Raw genomic sequence first — 20,685 nt, 5'->3', positions numbered from 1 at the left:
CCTATAATGGGTTTTTTAATCATGGCGGACCAAAAGCGAACGGAAGTGATCTTGAACAACTAAATATATTTGATAGTTGGTTGTGTATTCATATTCGGGGTGAAGCTTTTTATATTTATGTATGGCTTGTAATCCTTCCACCATAAAGTCCTCCTTTTTTCCTATTATGCCCATATCTGAAATGATTTGAAGAACTACTGTCTCATAATCCTTCATGTTGGTAAAAGCTTGATAAATCATTTCTTTCATAAGATTCTTCTCCTTTTCAAATTACCTTCGTGTACTTTTTTCTTATTCCACCACATTCCATGATGGGTAATATTGATTATAAAAATAATTATAATCTTTAGTAAATTTTTGACAACTATTATCGTTCGTCTTTATTCTACAATTTCTGCAAAGTTTATGTCGGATAACAAACAAAATTATCTTTCATTTTTAAAAACAGAGCAATTCATCCTTGTGAAGAGAAACACTTTCCGTTACAATGTCCATTACACGTAGTAATATGTTTATTTCAAGTGGACAGGAGTGTGACAAATGACGAATACCATCACAGTGGGATTATTAGGTTTAGGCACAGTCGGAAGTGGTGTTATTGAAATTCTTAACGATCATAAAGAAAGTATTCAACACAAAACGGGGTGTCATGTAACCATTAAGACCGTTCTCGTTCATAACGTATCTAAATCTCGCAATCTTCCTACAAGTACCACTCAATTAACGGATCGCTATCAGGATATTACGGAAGATCCAGAAATTGATGTTGTCATCGAAGTGATGGGAGGAATTGATCACACGTTAACGATATTATTGGAAGCTATGGAAAAAGGAAAACATATTGTAACAGCCAATAAAGATTTGATTGCCCAACACGGGGCTCAACTTTTCGAAACAAGTCAAAGAAATAGCTGTGATTTATACTATGAAGCAAGTGTCGCTGGCGGAACCCCAATTATCCGTCCGATTTTAGATGGGTTATCGTCAGACCGCATCAGTAAAATGATGGGCATTGTAAACGGTACAACCAACTACATTTTGACTAAAATGACAAGGGAAGGCGTTGACTTTGATACGGTACTGAAGGAAGCACAGGACTTAGGCTTTGCTGAAGCGGATCCATCCGCTGATATTGATGGCTTGGATGCGGCTCGTAAAATGACGATTCTATCGATTTTGGGCTTCTCGATGCCGTTTAATTTGGAAGACGTTGCCGTGAAAGGAATTCGCGGATTGTCTTTATCTGATATTAAATATGCCAATCAGCTAGGGTATTCTATTAAGCTTATAGGGATTGCTGATCATAATGAGACAGGTGCCTCCGTTAGTGTTGAACCTGCCTTGCTGCCAGTCGGGCACCCACTTTCCTCTGTTCATAACGAATACAATGCGGTTTATGTATACGGGGACGCAGTAGGAGAAACGATGTTTTACGGCCCTGGTGCTGGGAAGCTCCCTACAGCAACGGCTGTCGTGTCTGATCTAATTGCCGTCATCAAAAATTTACGATTAGGCACTTCCGGTTCTGCCTACGTTCAGCCCCAGTTTCCAAAACATATCAAGACGAGAAAAGACCAGCTCACGAAAAAGTATCTGCGCCTGCATGTCATGGATCAACCTGGAATGCTTATGGAACTGACGAAAATTTTCGCCCAATACGGCATATCTTTTGACCAAATTATTCAACGACAGGCTGATCACAATGACGAACGTGAGCTCATGATGGTTACACACCAGGTGAGCGAAGAAGATTTTGACAAAGCCTACAATGAACTTGAAGCACTGCCAACGATCCGTTCAATTGACAGCGTTTTTCGAGTAGAAGGAGGGGAATGACATGTGGAAAGGATTACTGCATCGCTATCCAGACTTATTACCAATTAATGAACGAACTCCAAGCTTAACTTTATATGAGGGGAACACCCCCCTCCTCCCGATTCCAACGATATCAAAGGAGCTTGGTATCGAAGCCTATGTAAAAATCGAAGGAGCCAATCCGACTGGTTCATTTAAAGACAGAGGAATGGTTCTTGCGATGGCTAAGGCGATCGAAGAAGGATCAAAGGCCGTAATCTGTGCCTCAACAGGGAATACGTCAGCCTCCGCTGCCGCCTTTGCTGCTCGTGCCGGACTGCGCTGTATCGTCGTCATCCCTGATGGAAAGATTGCGGAAGGTAAGCTCGCCCAGGCCGTTATGTATGGGGCTGAAATTTTCGCAATTAAAGGGAACTTTGACCAGGCATTGAAAATGGTCCGGGAAATTGCAGAAAAGGAACCAATTACCCTTGTGAACTCGGTAAATCCTTATCGAATTGAAGGGCAAAAAACGGCTGCCTTTGAAGTGTGTGACACGTTAGGAAAAGCACCAGACTTCCTTTCCATCCCTGTAGGTAATGCGGGGAACATTACAGCGTATTGGCGCGGTTTCAAAGAGTACCATGAACGACATCACCATCAGCTGCCGAAAATGATTGGATTTGAGGCAAGCGGATCAGCTGCCATCGTAAGGGATCAAGTCGTTGAAAATCCAGAAACCATCGCAACTGCCATCAGAATCGGGAACCCAGCCAGCTGGCAGCCCGCTGTTGCAGCAGCCAATGAATCAAATGGCAGCATTAACGAAGTCACAGACGAGGAAATTATTGAGGCCTACCAATGGCTTGCTCGTACAGAAGGTGTATTTGCAGAGCCAGCCTCCTGTGCTTCCTTAGCTGGAACGATCAAGAAAGTGAACGATGGCACGATTCCTAAAGGGGCAAGTGTCGTGCACGTCCTGACAGGAAACGGCTTGAAAGACCCCGTAACAGCGATTGATACGAGCCAAATCAAACCAACGCTCATCGAAAACGACATCAAGCAATTTGCAGATGCCATCACAGGTGTCCACTCATGAAGGCGATCACCATCCGAGTCCCTGCCACGTCGGCAAACCTTGGACCTGGATTCGATTCCATTGGTGTCGCATTATCCAAATATGTCACCCTTGAATGTCAGCCAGCTGACCAATGGCACTTCTCCGTTGCAAAAGGGGATCAGCCCTTTATCCCGAGTGGGGAAACAAATCTTATTTATAAATCCGCCCTATTCACTGCTTATCAATACGCCATCGAATATCTGCCGCCCTATCACGTCACAATGACGAACGACGTTCCGATCTCAAGAGGGCTCGGCAGCTCTTCAACAGCAGTCGTGGCTGGGATTGAGCTTGCGAATCAGATCCTCGACTTGCAATTGAGTAATCATGACAAACTGAAAATAGGCTGTAGCATTGAAGGCCATCCAGATAATGTTGCACCGGCTATCTTCGGTGGAATCATGGTGTCAAGTTATAATGGAGACGATCTTGATTATGTTCGTTTTACGAGAGGGATGGACAATCTGTCATGGGTTACTGTTATTCCAAGCTATCATGTGGAAACAGAAAAAGCGCGTGCCGTCTTACCTGAGAGTATGGACTACAAATCTGCCGTTCTCGCTAGTGGAACAGCAAACGTATTAGTGGCCGCTCTAGCGGAACAAAATTGGGACATGGTCGGTAAGATGATGAAGCGTGATCAATGGCATCAACCTTTTCGATCTGAACTCATTCCCGACTTTCCAACGGTTTCTAAGATTCTGGAAGACCATGGGGCGCTTGGGAGTTACATTAGCGGTGCTGGTCCTACAATGATCGGCTTATTTCAAGGGCTGAATACTGATCAAAAAGCCATTATTTTAGACCAGCTGCAAAAACATAGAGTAGAATTTTTAACGATAGATACAATTGGATTAAGAACAGCCGTACGTCTAGGCCAGTGATCATTTCACTGGTCTTTTTTGTATAAAATAATTTCATTCTATTAAATCATTAAATAGTTGAATTATATTTCATACTAATGATCGAATTTTTTTGAAAAATGTTTGATGATGTGTAAAAAATTCGAGAAATTATACTATAAAAATGGTGATTAATTGGATACAATAGAATGAGAGAATTTAAAAAGGAGTTATACGACTATGGCAAAAAAAAGCAAACAATATGACTACGACTTAAGCGAAGTAAAACGACTAATCGAAGAAACCGACAAAAACTATCGCGAAATAGCTCAGAATACAGGTTGTCCTTATGCGAGCGTCGTTTATCACGGCCGTAAAATTCGTGGCCGAGTCAATCGCAGCAAACACGATATCGTCACAGAATTACCACACCCCCCTACCTTCTCACCTGAAGAAAAAGTGCATGAGCCTGTACCACTTTTCGATGGCACGACACTAAATATCTCAAGAAATAACATTTCCATTCAAGATGCCGAGCAGGAAGCGGCGAGAATGATTAAAGCAGCTAGAGCACTGGGCCTGAGTAAAATAAACATTACCATTGAGAAATGAGGCATGCCCCACACATGCTAGATGCTCATAAAGAGAAACACGTCCCTATTTTCAAATCATTAGGACGTGTTTCTCTTTATGAGCGCCCTCTCGACGATGGATGAAGGTACGAAGCCTATTTTTGTGTACCTTTTCCTTTTCCTTCCACCTCAGGTCATCCAAAATCTGGATGACCTGAGGTGGAAGTTTTTGACGAAAGTTTATAGCGAGAATTATACGGAACGAGAGAAGGGTGGGGGACAAGCTTTTGTGGATAAAGCCTCAATTCTTATGTTATCTTTTAAATAACAAAGAAAGGAAGATCCCATTGTTTTATTTATTGTTCGCAGCTTTTTTTATCGTCTATTTAATAATCGGCTACTTTACAGCTCTAGAACTCTCAACATTCTCCGCTGTGTTATCAATCGCACTAGTCTGTACAAACCTATACATGTTTTTCAAAAGCAAAAAAGAAGAGAAAAAGTAAAAATACCCCACCTCAGGTCATCCAATTTATGGATGACCTGAGGTGGGGGTTTTTGGTAATTTAACTCTTACGTCAAGATGTTCAGTGCTACAGGGATGGTGACAACACTAATAATGGTGGTGATTAACGTAATACTTGAGACGAGATCAGGTTTAGAATCAAACTGCACAGCATACATCGTCGTTGTTGCCGCTGAAGGCATCGCAGCTGAAATAATCAGCACATTTGCCATTAAATCACTCATTGGAAGCAAGACCGTCAATCCCCAGGCGATTAAGGGCGAAGCTGCTAGCCTTAGTGTAGCCGCATAAGATATTTTGACCCAATCTAAGTTTTTCACCGTAATATTAGCAAGCTGCATTCCTAACAAAATCATCACAGTTGGGATCGTTGCATCCCCTACAAGCGACACGCTTGACATCAAATTTTCTGGAATAGTAATCGGTGAAAATTTGATGATTAATGCAATAATAACTGCATAAGTTGGTGGCATCTTCAGTACCGTAGAGATCGCCATCCGCACCCCTGCCGCTCCTTTTGCTGCATAATATACCCCAAAAAAATTCATTACGATTTGCTGCAACACCATGAAGGATACAGAGTAGACGAATCCCGCTTCTCCAAAGGCAAACAGTACAATAGGTGCACCATAATTCCCCGCATTCATGAAGGCCGTCGATAAAATCATGCCGCTTTCTACCGAGGTATCGAGTTTCGCCACTTTGGCTACAACCTTATTAATCAACAGAATACTAAATAGTAATAATATCGAAAACACTAACATCATAATATACTCGTTGTTAAACTCCGCCTGGTAAAAAGTCTCAAATACGAGACACGGAAGCATGATGTATAAAACTACCGTTGATAGGGATTTAATTTCTAGCCGCATGAACTTTTGCAGGACAAATCCCGCTAGAAAAACTAGCACAACTGGCAGGACGACCTGGAAGAATATTGTCATAAGCAATCCTCCAAAAAATAAATTCAAACAATAAACGAACTCTATTAGTTTATCAAAAAATCAGTCGTTATACATAATATGCCACCTCAGGTCATCCAGAAATTGGATGACCTGAGGTGGCATATTTATCCTTTTCATGTTTTTTGCAGGATTTTTGTGAAGGGAGTCGAATATAAGTTAAGGTCTCCAAAAAACTAAAGAGGATGTTGTTATGGCTAATCCCAAACGTGTATGGTTTCCCCATGCCAGTTACCACATTACTTCGAGAGGAAACCGAAAAGCCGATATATTCTACGATCCAAGCGACCGCTATTATTACCTTGAGCTCCTTGCCCAAAATAAGCAAAGCTACCCCTTTCATCTTCATGCATACTGCCTCATGACAAATCATGTTCACCTGCTAATTGAGACGATCGACCACCCTCCAGGAATTTTCATGAAAGAACTTCATTCCAAATATGCCATGTATTTTAACAAAAAATATGATTTCGTAGGCCACCTCTTTCAAGGACCATATAAGGCGGAACTTCAAGGTGACATCAATGCCATGCTTCAAGTCAGTCGTTATATTCACTTGAACCCCTGTCGTGCCAATATCGCCTCTTCCCCTGAAGAATATCCATGGAGCAGTTATCCTCTCTACCTTTCAAAACGACCACCCAGCACACTTATTACCACCTCAACACTCCTCTCCTACTTTAAAGACAAAGAGGAATATGACTCGTTTGTAAAATTACCAATAAAAACCACCTCAGGTCATCCAGAAATTGGATGACCTGAGGTGGAAGGTTTTCCCTCTATTACTTTTGTTCTTCTTTAAGCCAAACTTCGCCATTTTTATACTGAACTTGTTCTGGATATCTTAGGTCGGTTACTTCATCCTGTGCTTCTTGTGTTGGCGGTGCAGTAGATAATGACACTATGATATTTGTTAGAATAGCTGCTGTGGCGCCAAATACACCTGCTCCCGTATCGATGATCCCTAAGATCGTAAACCCTCCATACTTGGCAGCGAAAATATAGCTAAGCGTAACTGTTAAACCAACGATCATTCCAGCTATGACACCCGGTCCATTCGCCCGTTTCCACCAAACACCGAGGAACAAAGCAGGGAAAAAGGATCCTGATGCTAAAGCAAAGGCCCAAGCCACAATTTGTGTGATGGCTCCCGGTGGGTTTAATGCGATCAACCCTGCAAAAACGGTAGCAAGAACGATCGACCACCTGCCTACAGCGAGTCGTTTCTTTTCACTAGCGTTAGGGTTAATGCTTCGGAAATAAATATCGTGTGATAGTGCTGCTGAGATCGCAATCATTAATCCACCAGCCGTTGATAGTGCTGCAGCCATCGCGCCAGCAGCCATTAAGCCAATAATAAATACGCCCAGATTAGCAATTTCAGGTGTAGCCATAACGACAATATCATTACTGATCATGATTTCCGTCCATTGCAAAATACCATCACCATTAGAATCAGCTAAAGATAACTCTCCTGTATCAATCCAGGCTTGTGTCCAAGCTGGCAGGCTGGTTAATGAAGATCCCGCCACTTCTGTCATTAGGATGAACCTTGAAAAAGCTGCATAAGCTGGAGCTGATAAATAAAGCAAACCAATAAAGAGAAGCGCCCATGCCCCACTCCAACGTGCTGCTTTCATTGTTGCAACAGTATAAAATCGGACAATAACGTGAGGAAGCCCTGCTGTACCGGCCATCAATGTGAACATTAACGCAAGAAACTGCCATTTTGTCGCTTCCGTAAAAGGAACGACATATTCGGTGATGCCAAGCTGCTGATCAAGCACCTGTAATTCTTGAATAATTTGACCATAAGAGAGCCAAGGTGCAGGATTTTGTGTAAGCTGTAAAGACATGAAAATAACTGGAATTAAATAAGCAACAATAAGAACGAGATATTGGGCCACCTGTGTCCATGTAATCCCCTTCATCCCACCCATTGCAGAATAAAAGGCAATGAGCACGACCCCGATCATTGTACCTGTCGCTGTGTTCACTTCAAGCAGGCGTCCAATAACAACACCTGAGCCTGATAACTGCCCAACAGAGTACGTAAAACTAATAATAATCGTCGCAATTGCAGCAATAAGCCGTGCCGTATTGCTCCGATACCTGTCCCCAATAAATTCCGGAACTGTATAACGTCCATATTTCCTAAGCTGTGGGGCTAATAAGAAGGTTAGCAGCAAGTAACCTCCTGTCCATCCCATAATATAAGCAAGTCCATCATAACCGAGTGCCATAACGGTACCGGCCATACCGATAAAAGAAGCTGCACTCATCCAGTCAGCACCAATAGCCATCCCATTAAAAACAGGTGGAACTCCGCGACCAGCCACGTAAAAGTCTGATGTGGCACGTGCTCTATTAAAGATCGCAATCCCTATATATAGGGAAAAGGTAGCGACTATGAGGATAAGTGATACAGTAAACTGTCCATCCACAATAATTTCCCCCCCATTAATCGACTGTTTGATTCGTGCTATCTACAAACTTTGGATCGAAGCCGAATTTTTTATCGATTTTGTCACTAATCACTGCATTTACAAAAAGTAAAATAATAAAAATGACCACTGCACCTTGAGCTCCCATATAGTAATGAAAAGGAATACCCATTACGGTAATGGAAGAAAGCCCCTTGGCAAAAAATACAACAAGATAAGATGCGAAAAAGCCAATCGTTAAGTAAATGACAATCATCGTCGTTCTATATTTAAAATAAGCCTCTGCCTTTGCTGGATCCATTTTCCTCACTTCTTCACCTCCCTTCCTAAGAAAAAAGTCATCCTTGCAAATTAAAAATAAAGCGAACCGTTTCCCAGAACGGCATAGGAACCATCAACACTTTTACAAAAGCAAATCCAAAAAGACCTAATAATGGAACAAGCATAAAGATCACTTTCTTTCTTCTTAACGCAAGAACAACAGAAACAACGGTAATTAATGAGAGTATGATTACTGGTATCATGACTAGTCCCCCTATTTTGTAAACGTTATCATTTTACGCAAAATAATAAGAGGATATGACTAGCCCTCTTTATTTATCATAATTATCTGAATATGTTGAATTATATGTATAATATTACTTAAAAAGAGAGAAAAATGTCAATCATGTAAAAAGACCTAGTTATTAAATACCAAAAACCCCCACCTCAGGTCATCCAAATTATGGATGACCTGAGGTGGGGGTTTTTGGTATTTTTGGAAGCCACCTTTATTTCTCTGTTTTTTGCTGGGCTTGGATTGCTTTTCCTATGTGCCCGTTATGTTTAGCAAGAGCGACATGAACGTGATCACCTTTAAGAGGGGTCAGCAAAGATAGGATCGCTGGCTTAACGGCTCTATATTCAACAAGTGCCTCTGCCGCTTCTTCCTCGACCACACCCGTTGCTTCCATAATAATGTGCTTGGAACGCATTTGTAATTTCTCGTTAGTTGGCTGCACGTCGACCATTAAATTGCTGTACACTTTCCCTTGTTGGATCATGGTACCTGTCGATAACATATTTAAAATCAATTTTTGTGCTGTTCCTGCCTTTAGGCGCGTCGAACCTGTGATGACCTCAGCCCCAACCTCAGCCACCAGCGCCCGATCTGCAACCCCCGCCATTTCCGATTCCTGTGAGCAGACGAGCGCAATAACAAGGGCTCCCTTTTCTTTCGCCGCTCTCATAGCACCAATCGTATAGGGTGTACGGCCGCTCGCCGCAATTCCGACAACCACATCTTGACTTCTAATCCCTCTTTCTTGTAAATCAGCACCTCCCTTTTCCTCATCATCCTCCGCACCTTCAAAGGAACTTGTAATCGCTGCTTCCCCGCCTGCAATGAGCGCTTGAACATCTTCAGGATCAGTACTAAATGTAGGAGGACACTCAGATGCATCCAGAATCCCAAGACGGCCGCTCGTACCTGCCCCTACATAAATCAAGCGCCCGCCAAGTGTCATCCGTTCCGTAATGCCATCAATTGCCGATGCAATCTGCGGTAGAATTTTTTCAATGGTCTCAGGGACCCGGCTATCCTCCTTGTTCATTAACTGAACGATTTCCAAACTACTCGCATGGTCAATCGTCAATGTGTTTGGATTTCTTCGTTCCGTAGAAATTTCCCTTATATTCATAGACTGATCCCTCTCTTATTCAAAATTGACGAACCACTGAACTACCATTTCTCTTTTTTTCTAGCAATTGAAAACGCCCCCATATAAGCCGGACGATCAAGCCGCTTCACTTCACGAAAAGTACAGGTGAGATTTCTAGTAAAATAGGACTGAAAACGTTCACTTCCTATCAGCACACTCCCGGCCATCACAAGCTTCGCCTTCTCATCAAGCTGCATCCTCCTATATAGCTGCTGCACTTGCACGGCAAGCTCACAAGCATTTTCCTCAAGCAACCCCAAAGCCTCCTGATTCCCCTCATTAGCAAGCCGCTCAACGAGTAAAGCAAGCTCACCCACCCCAGATTTATCCTGCGAATAGAACCATGCCTTGATGCCGTTAACATCCGTAACGCCCATATAGGTCAAGATCTTTTGGCAAAAGGCCGAACGTTTCAAGTCCATTTCAAGGGTATACGCCACCCGTTGAACCGCAGATCGGCCCAGATCGTAACCCCCTCCTTCATCCCCAAGCAAGTGTCCCCACCCGCCCCTGATAAAAAGCCGCTCATTTTTCTTTCCTACGTGAATGGATCCCGTACCAGCAATAGTAAGTATCCCTTCCTGAGCAGGCAAACCTGCTTCATAAGCCAACTCTGCGTCGCTAATCAAAATGATTTTTTGAGACGACCGCCAAGAATCTGGAATAACCATTTTATTTTTAAATGTTTCATAGCCTGCCATACCGATAACAATATGATCAATGGGCTCTTCGGAGGCTTGTGTACAGGCACTTACCACATTTTCAATATGTTGAAAGGCCTTGTGCTCATTCATTAGAGGATTGCCGTACCCAGATTCAAAGGTGAATAGGACATCTTCTCGTTCATTAATGAGTGCTCCCTTCGTGGACGTTCCACCTGCATCTATACCAATAATCATGGTTGATCTTCCCCATGCTGGTTTTCACTTTTAAACATCAGTGACCTCTGATAAAGTCCTGAGTTGTAGATCTCATTCATGATCGAAACGCCCCCCTGCTTAGTATATAATTTTAATTATTATAAATTATAATTGAAATTTAATTTCATTATAGCATATACTTATCTTGTAATGTAAGCGTTTTACACCCGATTGTTTTTCGCGTCTTTCACCAATATATTACTTGCTGAAGCCTTACCATTCCGTTTTTCATTCATTTTTAATTTATAATGAAAGTTCGACCGTATCGTACAGAGGAGGAATCGAATCGTCATGTCGTACATATCTGGCGGCTTAGCCATGTTAAAAAGTATAGAAAATACCCTGCCGACTTCAGAACAAAAGATTGCTAAATATATTTTATCCTCACCACAACCTGTCATAACGATGACTGTAAAGGAACTTGCCGAGCAAAGTGAGACAAGCTCTGCAGCCGTCATTCGCTTGTGTAAATCACTGGATTTAAAGGGGTTTCAAGAATTAAAAATGAGGATTGCCGGGGATGTCCAAAAGCCATCCTCTTCAGAATATCGTGACATTGATAAAGGCGAATCGATTCACCATATTATTGAGCAAATGACGCATAATGGTGTTCAAATTTTGAAAGAAACCGAGGAAATGCTTAGACGGGAAGATGTAGAACGAGCGGTTCAGGACATTCATGAAGCGAGTTCACTCCACTTGTTTGGTATCGGTGCTTCAGGACTTGTGGCCGCTGATGGCCAGCAGAAGTTCTTACGGGCAGGCCGGTACGCCTTCTATTTACAGGACCCACATATGTCCTATACAACGTTATCCAATGCAAGGGAGAATGATGTGGCCATCGTTGTGTCGTTTTCCGGAGAAACGAAAGAAGCGGTTCAATTTATTCGCCTCGCTAAGAAAAATGGGATGAAGACCATCAGTATTACCAAATATGGCTCCTCTGCCATCTCACAGCTTGCTGACATCCCTCTTTACACGTCATCAACCCAGGAGGCGATGATTCGCAGTGCTGCCACATCGTCAAGACTAGCCCAGCTTCACGTTATAGACATCCTATTTATGAGTTATGTATCCAGCTACTATGATGAAGTCATCCAATCACTCGACAGCTCCAGAGCCGCCATCGATGAGCAGAAGTAGAGAAGGATACTGAAAAAAATACCACCTCAGGTCATCCAAAATCTGGATGACCTGAGGTGGTTAATTAAGGAATTATTATTTATGGAAATCGGGGTGTGTTCCTTTTCCTTTTTTTACATGAATCTGGGCTAGAATTGGATCATGGTCACTTGCACGTCCACTTGCTTCAGAAAAGTCGGCATTGATGTGAACCGCATCAATTTTCGTATCTTTTTTCAAGTGGTCACTCACAAGAATATGATCGAGCACCTGAGAATTTCCTTGATAAATATAGGAATAACGATCCTCAGTCGGAAGTTCCTCTATCATATTCGTTAAATCATCGCCCGCGAGTGTTTGCACTGGATCTGAGAAAGTAAAATCATTCAAATCACCAAGCACGACAACATTCTCCCGCTTCACTTCTTCATCAATTTCTTCAACAAAATCATTGACCACTTCGGCTTGCTGGACACGTTGTGCTTCACTTCCAAGTACAACTGGATGTTCCGCTCCAAACAATGCCCCATCGCCACCTTTTGAATTAAAATGGTTCACGATAACGATCACTTTTTCACCATTAAACTTGAATTCAGCAGCCAATGGCTTACGAGAATCATTAAAGGCATCATCCATAGGGGCAACGCGACCTGGGTTCAACGTCAAACCGTCCTTGTTCACTTCAACAGCCGTCACCGCATCGCCCTTCGGCTTATCCGTCAACGACACTCGCTCAGGATTGTAAAGGAAGCCGACACGAATGTTTCCACCCGGCTGGCCGCCATCCATTTTATCAACCGGTGCAATACTAGCAAACTTATAACTTGGTCCACCTGCCGCTTCAATCGCCTTAATCACCGCTTGATAGCTCTCATCCGCAGCAACTGTCCCATCATCTGTCGGACCATTGTTGTCTTGAACCTCCGTCAACCCGACAATATCAGGACCATTCAAATTCTTAACAAGAGCCTCGCCTAAACGAGCGGCTTTCTCCGGATCACTCGCAGCTGAAAAATTCTCAACATTATAACTTGCGACGGTCAGCTTTTGGTTCGAACTCTCAAGCTCCGTCACTTCACGCTCCGTTCCCCCATCCATCAGGTCGGGAAACTCACCCGTCGGACGAATCTTAAAGTTACTGTAATCATAGCTGACAACACCTGTGATCATTTCATTAAAATAATCCCCCGTTACAGCATCGATCCCAAGACCATCAACATCGATCAACAAACGCTCAGGATTATAATCGTCAGGTGTAATCAACAAACCCTCTGCACGCGTAAACTTTTGATCCTCACTTGCCTTACCATACACCGCAAGTTCCTCATATTTTACAGGGGCAGCAACCGTGGCATCTTCAATCCCAATCAACATCCCTTCAAGACTTTCGTAAAAGTCCAAGCCATCCTCTTTGGCATCGAAAGACTCCATCCCATCATTTTCAATCACTTCCGTTGGCTGCTGGCGGTCAACGCCCAACACAATCGGGTCCGGAAGTTCGATTCCATCCGCTAGAACGTTCACTTCTGATGCACTAATTTGTGTTGTCAATAAATCCTCTGCATCGTAGTAACCTTCTTCACGCCACTCTGTCACTTCACCGGCTACTTCAACATGGTCGCCCACTTTTACTGTCCCTGACCGATCGTACACATAAATCCCTTCAGATGTAGCTACATTGTCATCCGGCTGTAAGCTCTGCATGTAAAAGCCGTTCGTGCCATCAAGTTTTGTGACGACACCTTCCACATCTTCCACAACATTTCCTTCATATGGAGATGTATGGCTCGCCCCTTGAATGTCATGAATATCAACATCATCAAAAGGTTTCAACACAGTATAATCGAAGCTAGCTACTGGGCTTACTTCACCGCTTTCCTTAACGACCACTGCTTTAAGCGTTGTATCCTGCTCGATTGCGATCGGTTCTGTGTACTCTTCGCTGCTTCCATTGGGTTCAGACCCATCTGTCGTATAGTGGATCGTCCCATTTGGCTGCGCAGTATAAAGCTCCACTTTTTCACCTATCACAAGGGAACCTGAGGTGGGATTCGCTTGAACAGCGAAAACCTCTTCAACGATATCACGATCGTTCCGCGGAACAAGCTTATATTCATTAAAGCTATAGTTAACGACACCAGAGATTTGCTCATACGTTTTTCCAACTTCTAAAGCATTCTCATCGTTTGGTGTAATGGTAAACGTTCCAGATTCATCCTGAACGGTAAAATCTCCGTAACTATTTTTGGAAAGGACTTCAACCTCTCCGACTTGAACAAATTCTCCTTCAATCGCTTCTCCGTTATCTTGGGAAAATTGCTGGGACGTCACTTTTTCAGGAGTAGGCACACCTGCATCTGGTGTCACAACATCAACATTGGCTGTAGAGGCCAAAATCTGCTGCATGCCGTAATAAGCGGAGAACTCTCCTGTTGCGCTCACCACATCTCCCACTTCAGCAGACAGCCCAGGGGCCCGTACGATGATGCCGCCTGTTTCATCCTGAATGTACAGGTTGGTCTGCCCTCCTGTGTTAAAAGCTGCTGTCGCCACACCTTGAACTTTAACGGTTGATCCAGGTTCACTTGCCCGGGCCTCTGCAATCGATTGCAGTTCAACCGGAGGTACGTCCGTCATTTGGTAGCTTCCCAGATACTCAGTTGTATCTTTAGCATAGCTATCCCATTCTTTTGTCGTATCGAACGTGTCTTCCGTGTTCGTATCGCCAGCGGTCACAGACTCTTTGCGAACGAGCGTAACGTCACCAGCAAATGATTCCTCACTGCCAATTTGGCCAATAGAATCTACGACTGCCCCATCTTTTTTCAATACAATAGGATCGTTTCCATTAAAATTAATCGCTGAATTATTGGTCGCATCCGCACTCGCTAAAATCTCTTCATTCGCACGACTGTTAGCCGCAACAAAAACTTCTCCACTGGCAAGTGTCCCGGATAGATCGAAAGTACCCGTTGGTTCTAATGAGCCATTCGCATACATCTCAATCGTATAGCCAGACAAATTCACCTCACCATCTGTGCCATTGTAAAGTTCAATTGCTTTGTTATAACTGCTGCCCTCTATGTATTCCGAGAAAAATAAATCACTTGGCACTTCGGCCGCATGACTTTGAGGGAGCCCGCTTGAAAATGGACTTAACGCCAATACAGCTGCTAACCCTGTGACGACCGTCTTTTTGAATCTCATTCAATTCCTCCTAAAATAGTGTTGTATAAATCTATCAATCTTCCCCAAGTATAAAAAAGATAATCTGATCATATCTATCCTTTTCATGTAAAAATTACAAATTGCATCAAAATACACAACATAAGACGTCTGACCACTAGAACCATTCCACCTCAGGTCATCCAGAAAATGGATGACCTGAGGTGGAATTCTTCCCCTAATCTGATAATGTTTAACTCGCTTCGATACCTTTCCTTTGAGCAAGGTACAATCAGATTAATGGCATTTCAAAGACTAGGCCCGTAAAATAATAAATGTGAGAGAATAACAATGAGGTGATAAATATGAAAATAGAAGTTTGGTCAGATTTTGTCTGCCCTTTTTGCTATATCGGAAAGCGTCGACTTGAAGAGGCACTTAACCAAGTAACAGACGGTGATCAAACAGAAGTCGTCTATAAGAGCTTTGAACTTGATCCGCAGGCACAGAAAAACACAGGAATCTCAAACGTCGAGAAGCTTGCTGCAAAGTATGGCAAAAGTATAGAAGAAGCACAAGAAATGAATAGAAATATGGAACAGCAAGCAGCCAGCGTTGGACTGACTTATAACCTTGATACAACAGTTCCTACCAATACCTTTGACGCTCATCGTTTGGCGAAATTTGCCGAGACGAAAGGACTGGGGAAAGAAGCAGCAGAACGGTTCTTTCGTGCTGTCCTCACTGAATCAAAGGATGCAGGAGACCACGAAACATTGCTTGAACTTGCTCAAGAAGTTGGTTTAAATGGCGATGAGGCAAAAGAGGTACTAGCGAGCGAACAATATGGTGAGGTTGTGCGTGCGGAGGAAGCTGAAGGAGTGGAGATCGGAGTCCAAGGTGTACCTTTCTTCGTCATCAACCGCAAGTATGCGATCTCAGGCGCTCAGCCTAAAGAGATTTTTGTGGAAAGCTTGCAAAAAGTAATCGATGAAGAAAAAGAAACACCCTCCATCCAAAGCCTAACTCCAGATGGTAAGGATGCAGCTTGCACAGACGAAAGCTGTGAAACCCCAAATAACAACAACTAAGAGGAAGCGTGGTGTTTCCTTCTTTTCTAAATCCTTCCACCCCAGGTCATCCATAATTTGGATGACCTGGGGTGGAATTTTCTGTAATTACCTCAAGGTGGAGCGGTTTTTACGGTGTTCTTTTCTCGCTGGAGCTGTTTCGTACAGTCTCACCTCTTCTTCTGTTTCAGGTATAACTTGGGGAACCGGAGTCGGCCTCCCATTTGAATCGACAGCTACCATTGTAAGAAACGATTCTGTCGTCATTACTTTTTCCCCTTGAAGCAAGTCGTCAGCAAACACTTTTACATACACTTCCATTGAAGAACTCCCTGTATATGTAACACACGCTTCAAGTGTCAAAGCATTCCCAACCTTCGCAGATGATAGAAAATCTACCGAATCTATCGACGCTGTTACAACAACACAGTTCGAGTGTTTCATTGCTGTCAAAGCAGCAATTTCATCAATATAAGCAAGTACCTTCCCGCCAAAAATGGTATCCAAATGATTAGTGTCTGGCGGAAGCACTAGCCGGGTCTGCATCATTTTTGAAGCTTGTACTGGTATAGCATTAGCCATGTTCCTCTCCCTCTCTACACAAAAAAATACACCTTCACTAAAGAAGATGTTTACTGATCTATGAGAATTCAAAAAATGGCACAGCTAGAAAAACTGAAATCTCATCACGTAACACCCTCCTATCTCCCGTAGGAAAAACATGTTCTTCTTTATGGCAGGTCTCCTGGCTCAGAATCAACAGCTCCTCCTCCTTCCCATTTCATTAATAGCGAAACAGTGGAAATTGAAAAGCTTCCTCTTCACAGTGGCGGGACCGCGTTGGAATTACACCAATCTTCCCTTTTCAGCTTCGAAACGAAGCCACCATAAAGCCTGTTAAATTATCGAGGATTACTCCCCTACTATAACTATCTACGAGAACAACCCTAAAGTCAAACATCACTCCATATTCTTCCACCTCAGGTCATCCAGATATTGGATGACCTGAGGTGGAAGAATATGGTTGTTTGTATGTGTAATTTTTAGTCAGCGAACCCATTTCACTATCATTTTGACAATGAAGTAAACCGTGCAAAAAGCTAGAAATCCTAACACACTTACAGCTGCATCATTAAATTCCATGGCACCTCTCCCTGTTATTTTTTGCTGAATCTCAACAGCGAGAACGAATACAAGCACCATGGAAAGTGTAAAGAAAAACGATATTGCCGTTACGCTCCATTTAGCAAGTGCATGAAATACTATATCTACAAAAATTAGCCCTATGATGCCAAGTAACCCAATAATCCAAAAGTGAAGCTCTTTATCAGAAAGATTCCAGCCTAAGGATTCGGAGAGGTTTAAAAATAAATCGTGAAACATATTTACAATCTCTGCCAACAACTGAATCATTTCTCTCATTCCATACCACCTATTTCTTCTTTCCTCAACCAACTTATTAAAAGACTATAGTTCATAGTAGCATATTCCACCTTCATATCGCCTATGAACATTAAATTATACTCTTTTCAATTATTTATAAGTTTCTGATAATGACTTTTACAATAATCACCATTAACAGTATAATAGATAAATAGTTCATGTATTTTACATAATCGAGGTGAATTATGGGACGTAAAGAAACGAAGAAAAAGGAGAGGAAGAAGGGCCGGTGGTGGAAAATTGCGCTGCTCGTCATCGCATTCCTGCTCATAGGCGGAGGGGTCTATGCATTCACGATCTTCAATAACGTCAAAAATACCGTCAATCATAAATTGCACGAAAATGTACCCTCCATAGACACAGCTGTAACAGATAAGAAATTAGACAGTAATGAACCAATCAACATCTTATTGCTCGGTGTAGATGAACGCGAGAACGACCAAGGTCGGTCTGACACAATGATTGTCATGACGCTTGATCCTAATAACGATCAAATGCAGCTCGTAAGCATCCCCAGGGATACAAAAGTAGAAATTGCCGGGGATGGGCGCATTACTCGAATTAATCATGCCTATGCATACGGCGGAAGTGACATGGCGGTTAAAACGGTCGAGAACTTTCTCGATATCAATATCGATTATTATGTAACCATGAACATGGAGGGATTGGCACAACTCGTAAATGCCGTGGATGGTGTCACAGTAAATAATGATATGGCGTTTACTCAAGACGGTTTTCAGTTCCCGAAAGGTCAACTACAACTTTCGGGCGAACAAGCCCTCTCTTATGTACGGATGCGTAAAGAGGATCCCGAGGGAGACTTGGGTCGTAATGAGCGGCAGCGACAGGTCATTCAAGGTATCATTGAAAAAGGGGCTAGCCTGAATATGCTCAGTCAGATTGATGAAGTCATGGGTGTGTTAGGTACTAATATGAAAACAAACATGGAGTTTAGCGATATGCGCCGCCTGGCAATGAATTATAGCAGTGCACGTAAAAACGTTTCCACCTATCAAATGTCAGGTAATGCCATTACAAGCTCAGGAATGTATTTGATTGAAATGCCTGAGCAGGAAGTTCAAAAAACCCATGATATGATCGTTAACTTCGGCTCATAGAACAAAAGAGTAAAATGCCCAGGAAGTGGGGAGACACTTAAGTTCGGAAGTGCACGTTCGGTTGAAACCGGCATGCCCTATGCACCCCGAACTTCTTATCCCGGTTGGGGGAGTGTCCTAAGATAGGCTTGCCCACATTCAGTGGCCGTGACAAGCCTATAACCTCTGAGCAGTTAAGTGCTTCCAGACGATGTGGCCACATGTCAAATTTATCAATAGAGAAGTGTCTTATCACTTAATGATCAACGAGAACACCGTCTACCTACAAAAGGAAACGGTGTTTTTGTTTTACAAAACCAGAGACAGCGCTAAATACCCAGCTCTTTAATAATGAGTGTTCCATTCAACCAGCCAGGGAATGAAAAGTCATTTTTCCCCTATTGTCATTTCGTCATTTTATATATAGAATCCACTACATAGGTTTTGTTTTAGTGAGGAGTAATATCGATGTCGCGTAACAGCCCCATTTTTAAACGTCATTTTATTGATCGTCTATCACCTTTTCAAATCATTGTTCTATTCTATGTTTCAGCTGTTTTCCTATCAACACTGCTTATAAGCCTCCCGTTTTTACATAGAGAGGGAGTCCACTTAAGCTTTATTGATAGTTTATTCACGGGTGTCAGTGCTGTGAGTGTGACTGGGTTATCTGTCGTATCAACAGCGGAAACGTTCAACACGGCTGGGTACTTTGTACTCATGTTCATTCTTCAATTCGGCGGAATTGGTGTAATGACATTAGGTACTTTTATATGGTTATTACTTGGCAAGAAAATTGGTCTTAAAAGCCGGCAGCTTATAAAAACAGATCAAAATCGCACCACTTTTTCTGGACTAGTAAAACTTATAAGACAAATCCTAATCATTATCGTTGTCATTGAACTAATCGGTGCTCTCCTACTGGGCATTTATTTTACGAACTATTTTCCAACTACAGGAGAGGCCTTTGTTCAAGGGTTGTTCGCATCAGTGAGCGCCACAACCAATGCCGGTTTTGATATAACCGGTTCATCACTTGTTATGTTTGAGAATGATTATTTTGTTCAATTCATAAATATGCTCTTGTTAACACTTGGTGCTATTGGGTTTCCTGTATTAATCGAAATGAAAGATTACCTTACTCGCCGCCATGACAACAGTGTTCAATTCTCGTTATTTACGAAATTGACTTCTGTAACCTTTGCAGCATTAGTTGTAGCAGGGGCTATCCTTATTTATTTGTTTGACCGTACCCACTTTTTCGCGGAAAAGACATGGCAGGAGTCTTTGTTCTTTTCTCTTTTTCAATCAGTGACGACTAGAAATGGTGGCCTTGCTACTATGGATGTTAGTGAATTTACTACACCTACGCTGCTAGTAATCTGTGTGCTTATGTTTATCGGGGCTTCTCCAAGCAGTGTCGGAGGAGGGATTCGCACAACAACCTTTGCGATTACTTTGTTAAGTGTGATTGCATATGCTCGTGGAAAAAGTAATGTTCGAATCTTTAGAAGAGAAATTGACCCACAGGACATTTTTCGCTCGTTTATCGTTATTAATACGGCTACAGTTATTTGTGGTCTGGCGATTGTGATGTTAAATTACTTCGAACCACAGTTCACTTTAGTAGAGATAATTTTTGAAGCAACCTCGGCATTCGGAACAACCGGGCTATCTATGGGGATCACTTCAGAACTTCAAACCGCAGGCAAACTGATCATCATTGCTCTTATGTTCATTGGCCGAATCGGAATCTTCTCCTTCCTATTTATCTTACGAGGAAAAGTCAGAAAAGATAATTACCACTACCCGAAAGAACCTATGATTATAGGATAAACCCATAAAAATTCCACCTCAGGTCATCCATTTTCTGGATGACCTGAGGTGGAAGGTAATGTAAATTATACA

19 protein-coding genes and 1 riboswitch are annotated in these 20,685 nt (G+C 42.6%); of the genes, 9 read left to right on the top strand and 10 right to left on the bottom strand.

Annotation, left to right across the window (positions count from 1 at the left end):
* Positions 1-15: 15 nt before the first annotated feature.
* Positions 16-249 (bottom strand): hypothetical protein, encoded by a 234-nt coding sequence (locus MUO15_RS18960; protein WP_245031781.1) that lies wholly within the window; start codon positions 247-249, stop codon positions 16-18.
* A 291-nt stretch (positions 250-540) separates the two neighbouring features.
* Between MUO15_RS18960 and MUO15_RS18955 the strand changes: the two genes are divergently transcribed.
* The 4 genes from MUO15_RS18955 to MUO15_RS18940 all read left to right on the top strand — a co-directional run bounded on the left by MUO15_RS18955 (position 541) and on the right by MUO15_RS18940 (position 4,368).
* Positions 541-1,836: a homoserine dehydrogenase gene (locus MUO15_RS18955; RefSeq protein WP_245031779.1), complete on the top strand. Its 1,296-nt coding sequence runs from the start codon at positions 541-543 to the stop codon at positions 1,834-1,836.
* 1 nt (position 1,837) lies between these two features.
* Positions 1,838-2,893, top strand: a complete 1,056-nt coding sequence (thrC, locus tag MUO15_RS18950) for a threonine synthase (protein ID WP_245031777.1) — start codon at positions 1,838-1,840, stop codon at positions 2,891-2,893.
* Positions 2,890-3,798, top strand: a complete 909-nt coding sequence (gene thrB / locus MUO15_RS18945) for a homoserine kinase (RefSeq protein ID WP_245031769.1) — start codon at positions 2,890-2,892, stop codon at positions 3,796-3,798. Before thrC ends, thrB begins: the two co-directional genes overlap by 4 nt.
* 198 nt (positions 3,799-3,996) lie before the next feature.
* Positions 3,997-4,368 (top strand): hypothetical protein, encoded by a 372-nt coding sequence (locus MUO15_RS18940; protein WP_245031768.1) that lies wholly within the window; start codon positions 3,997-3,999, stop codon positions 4,366-4,368.
* A 533-nt stretch (positions 4,369-4,901) separates the two neighbouring features.
* On the opposite strand, the gene MUO15_RS18935 is transcribed toward MUO15_RS18940, so the two are convergent.
* Complete coding sequence (locus MUO15_RS18935; RefSeq protein ID WP_245031767.1) at positions 4,902-5,798, bottom strand: AEC family transporter; 897 nt, start codon at positions 5,796-5,798, stop codon at positions 4,902-4,904.
* A 211-nt stretch (positions 5,799-6,009) separates the two neighbouring features.
* Here MUO15_RS18935 and MUO15_RS18930 point away from each other — a divergent pair, with 211 nt between their 5' ends.
* Positions 6,010-6,573: a transposase gene (locus tag MUO15_RS18930; RefSeq protein WP_245031766.1), complete on the top strand. Its 564-nt coding sequence runs from the start codon at positions 6,010-6,012 to the stop codon at positions 6,571-6,573.
* A 25-nt stretch (positions 6,574-6,598) separates the two neighbouring features.
* Here MUO15_RS18930 and MUO15_RS18925 read toward each other — a convergent pair whose 3' ends face one another.
* From MUO15_RS18925 to MUO15_RS18905, 5 genes are all read right to left on the bottom strand, one after another.
* Positions 6,599-8,260 (bottom strand): sodium:solute symporter family protein, encoded by a 1,662-nt coding sequence (locus MUO15_RS18925; RefSeq protein ID WP_245031765.1) that lies wholly within the window; start codon positions 8,258-8,260, stop codon positions 6,599-6,601.
* A 16-nt stretch (positions 8,261-8,276) separates the two neighbouring features.
* Positions 8,277-8,561: a DUF4212 domain-containing protein gene (locus tag MUO15_RS18920; protein WP_318036238.1), complete on the bottom strand. Its 285-nt coding sequence runs from the start codon at positions 8,559-8,561 to the stop codon at positions 8,277-8,279.
* Between the two features lie 37 nt (positions 8,562-8,598).
* On the bottom strand, positions 8,599-8,784 hold the full coding sequence (locus MUO15_RS18915) for a hypothetical protein (RefSeq protein WP_245031763.1): 186 nt from the start codon (positions 8,782-8,784) through the stop codon (positions 8,599-8,601).
* 246 nt (positions 8,785-9,030) lie between these two features.
* Entirely contained in the window at positions 9,031-9,939 is a 909-nt protein-coding gene (murQ, locus tag MUO15_RS18910) for an N-acetylmuramic acid 6-phosphate etherase (protein ID WP_245031762.1), read from the bottom strand.
* 41 nt (positions 9,940-9,980) lie between these two features.
* A complete protein-coding gene (locus MUO15_RS18905) occupies positions 9,981-10,859 on the bottom strand; it encodes an N-acetylglucosamine kinase (RefSeq protein ID WP_245031759.1) in 879 nt (292 codons plus the stop codon).
* A gap of 312 nt (positions 10,860-11,171) precedes the next feature.
* Here MUO15_RS18905 and MUO15_RS18900 point away from each other — a divergent pair, with 312 nt between their 5' ends.
* Entirely contained in the window at positions 11,172-12,023 is an 852-nt protein-coding gene (locus MUO15_RS18900; protein WP_245031757.1) for a MurR/RpiR family transcriptional regulator, read from the top strand.
* A 75-nt stretch (positions 12,024-12,098) separates the two neighbouring features.
* Here MUO15_RS18900 and MUO15_RS18895 read toward each other — a convergent pair whose 3' ends face one another.
* The gene (locus MUO15_RS18895; protein WP_245031756.1) at positions 12,099-15,209 is read right to left on the bottom strand and encodes an FN3 associated domain-containing protein; all 3,111 of its coding nucleotides are present in this window, start codon (positions 15,207-15,209) and stop codon (positions 12,099-12,101) included.
* Positions 15,210-15,532: 323 nt separating this feature from the next.
* Between MUO15_RS18895 and MUO15_RS18890 the strand changes: the two genes are divergently transcribed.
* Positions 15,533-16,258 (top strand): DsbA family oxidoreductase, encoded by a 726-nt coding sequence (locus tag MUO15_RS18890; RefSeq protein ID WP_245031755.1) that lies wholly within the window; start codon positions 15,533-15,535, stop codon positions 16,256-16,258.
* An 87-nt stretch (positions 16,259-16,345) separates the two neighbouring features.
* Here MUO15_RS18890 and MUO15_RS18885 read toward each other — a convergent pair whose 3' ends face one another.
* Entirely contained in the window at positions 16,346-16,819 is a 474-nt protein-coding gene (locus tag MUO15_RS18885; protein ID WP_245031754.1) for an acyl-CoA thioesterase, read from the bottom strand.
* Between the two features lie 136 nt (positions 16,820-16,955).
* A riboswitch (cobalamin riboswitch) is annotated at positions 16,956-17,142 on the bottom strand.
* Between the two features lie 142 nt (positions 17,143-17,284).
* Positions 17,285-17,659 (bottom strand): hypothetical protein, encoded by a 375-nt coding sequence (locus MUO15_RS18880; RefSeq protein ID WP_245031752.1) that lies wholly within the window; start codon positions 17,657-17,659, stop codon positions 17,285-17,287.
* A gap of 206 nt (positions 17,660-17,865) precedes the next feature.
* Between MUO15_RS18880 and MUO15_RS18875 the strand changes: the two genes are divergently transcribed.
* Together MUO15_RS18875 and MUO15_RS18870 are read left to right on the top strand one after the other, a co-directional pair.
* Entirely contained in the window at positions 17,866-18,798 is a 933-nt protein-coding gene (locus MUO15_RS18875) for an LCP family glycopolymer transferase (protein ID WP_245031750.1), read from the top strand.
* A gap of 447 nt (positions 18,799-19,245) precedes the next feature.
* Positions 19,246-20,613 (top strand): TrkH family potassium uptake protein, encoded by a 1,368-nt coding sequence (locus MUO15_RS18870; protein WP_245031748.1) that lies wholly within the window; start codon positions 19,246-19,248, stop codon positions 20,611-20,613.
* Positions 20,614-20,685: the final 72 nt, after the last annotated feature.

This window comes from Halobacillus amylolyticus (assembly GCF_022921115.1).
GTDB lineage: Bacteria > Bacillota > Bacilli > Bacillales > Halobacillaceae > Halobacillus_A > Halobacillus_A amylolyticus.
The sequence above is the reverse complement of the archived record's forward strand: the minus strand, read 5'-3'. Positions and strand labels throughout refer to the sequence as shown.

What these genes read in the sequence shown, in the direction of transcription:
- MUO15_RS18960 (WP_245031781.1), bottom strand. Translation starts at nt 249, where the DNA reads ATGAAAGAAATGATTTATCAAGCTTTTACCAACATGAAGGATTATGAG.
- MUO15_RS18955 (WP_245031779.1), top strand. Translation starts at nt 541, where the DNA reads ATGACGAATACCATCACAGTGGGATTATTAGGTTTAGGCACAGTCGGA.
- thrC (WP_245031777.1), top strand. Translation starts at nt 1,838, where the DNA reads ATGTGGAAAGGATTACTGCATCGCTATCCAGACTTATTACCAATTAAT.
- thrB (WP_245031769.1), top strand. Translation starts at nt 2,890, where the DNA reads ATGAAGGCGATCACCATCCGAGTCCCTGCCACGTCGGCAAACCTTGGA.
- MUO15_RS18940 (WP_245031768.1), top strand. Translation starts at nt 3,997, where the DNA reads ATGGCAAAAAAAAGCAAACAATATGACTACGACTTAAGCGAAGTAAAA.
- MUO15_RS18935 (WP_245031767.1), bottom strand. Translation starts at nt 5,798, where the DNA reads ATGACAATATTCTTCCAGGTCGTCCTGCCAGTTGTGCTAGTTTTTCTA.
- MUO15_RS18930 (WP_245031766.1), top strand. Translation starts at nt 6,010, where the DNA reads ATGGCTAATCCCAAACGTGTATGGTTTCCCCATGCCAGTTACCACATT.
- MUO15_RS18920 (WP_318036238.1), bottom strand. Translation starts at nt 8,561, where the DNA reads ATGGATCCAGCAAAGGCAGAGGCTTATTTTAAATATAGAACGACGATG.
- MUO15_RS18915 (WP_245031763.1), bottom strand. Translation starts at nt 8,784, where the DNA reads ATGATACCAGTAATCATACTCTCATTAATTACCGTTGTTTCTGTTGTT.
- murQ (WP_245031762.1), bottom strand. Translation starts at nt 9,939, where the DNA reads ATGAATATAAGGGAAATTTCTACGGAACGAAGAAATCCAAACACATTG.
- MUO15_RS18905 (WP_245031759.1), bottom strand. Translation starts at nt 10,859, where the DNA reads ATGATTATTGGTATAGATGCAGGTGGAACGTCCACGAAGGGAGCACTC.
- MUO15_RS18900 (WP_245031757.1), top strand. Translation starts at nt 11,172, where the DNA reads ATGTCGTACATATCTGGCGGCTTAGCCATGTTAAAAAGTATAGAAAAT.
- MUO15_RS18895 (WP_245031756.1), bottom strand. Translation starts at nt 15,209, where the DNA reads ATGAGATTCAAAAAGACGGTCGTCACAGGGTTAGCAGCTGTATTGGCG.
- MUO15_RS18890 (WP_245031755.1), top strand. Translation starts at nt 15,533, where the DNA reads ATGAAAATAGAAGTTTGGTCAGATTTTGTCTGCCCTTTTTGCTATATC.
- MUO15_RS18885 (WP_245031754.1), bottom strand. Translation starts at nt 16,819, where the DNA reads ATGGCTAATGCTATACCAGTACAAGCTTCAAAAATGATGCAGACCCGG.
- MUO15_RS18880 (WP_245031752.1), bottom strand. Translation starts at nt 17,659, where the DNA reads ATGAGAGAAATGATTCAGTTGTTGGCAGAGATTGTAAATATGTTTCAC.
- MUO15_RS18875 (WP_245031750.1), top strand. Translation starts at nt 17,866, where the DNA reads ATGGGACGTAAAGAAACGAAGAAAAAGGAGAGGAAGAAGGGCCGGTGG.
- MUO15_RS18870 (WP_245031748.1), top strand. Translation starts at nt 19,246, where the DNA reads ATGTCGCGTAACAGCCCCATTTTTAAACGTCATTTTATTGATCGTCTA.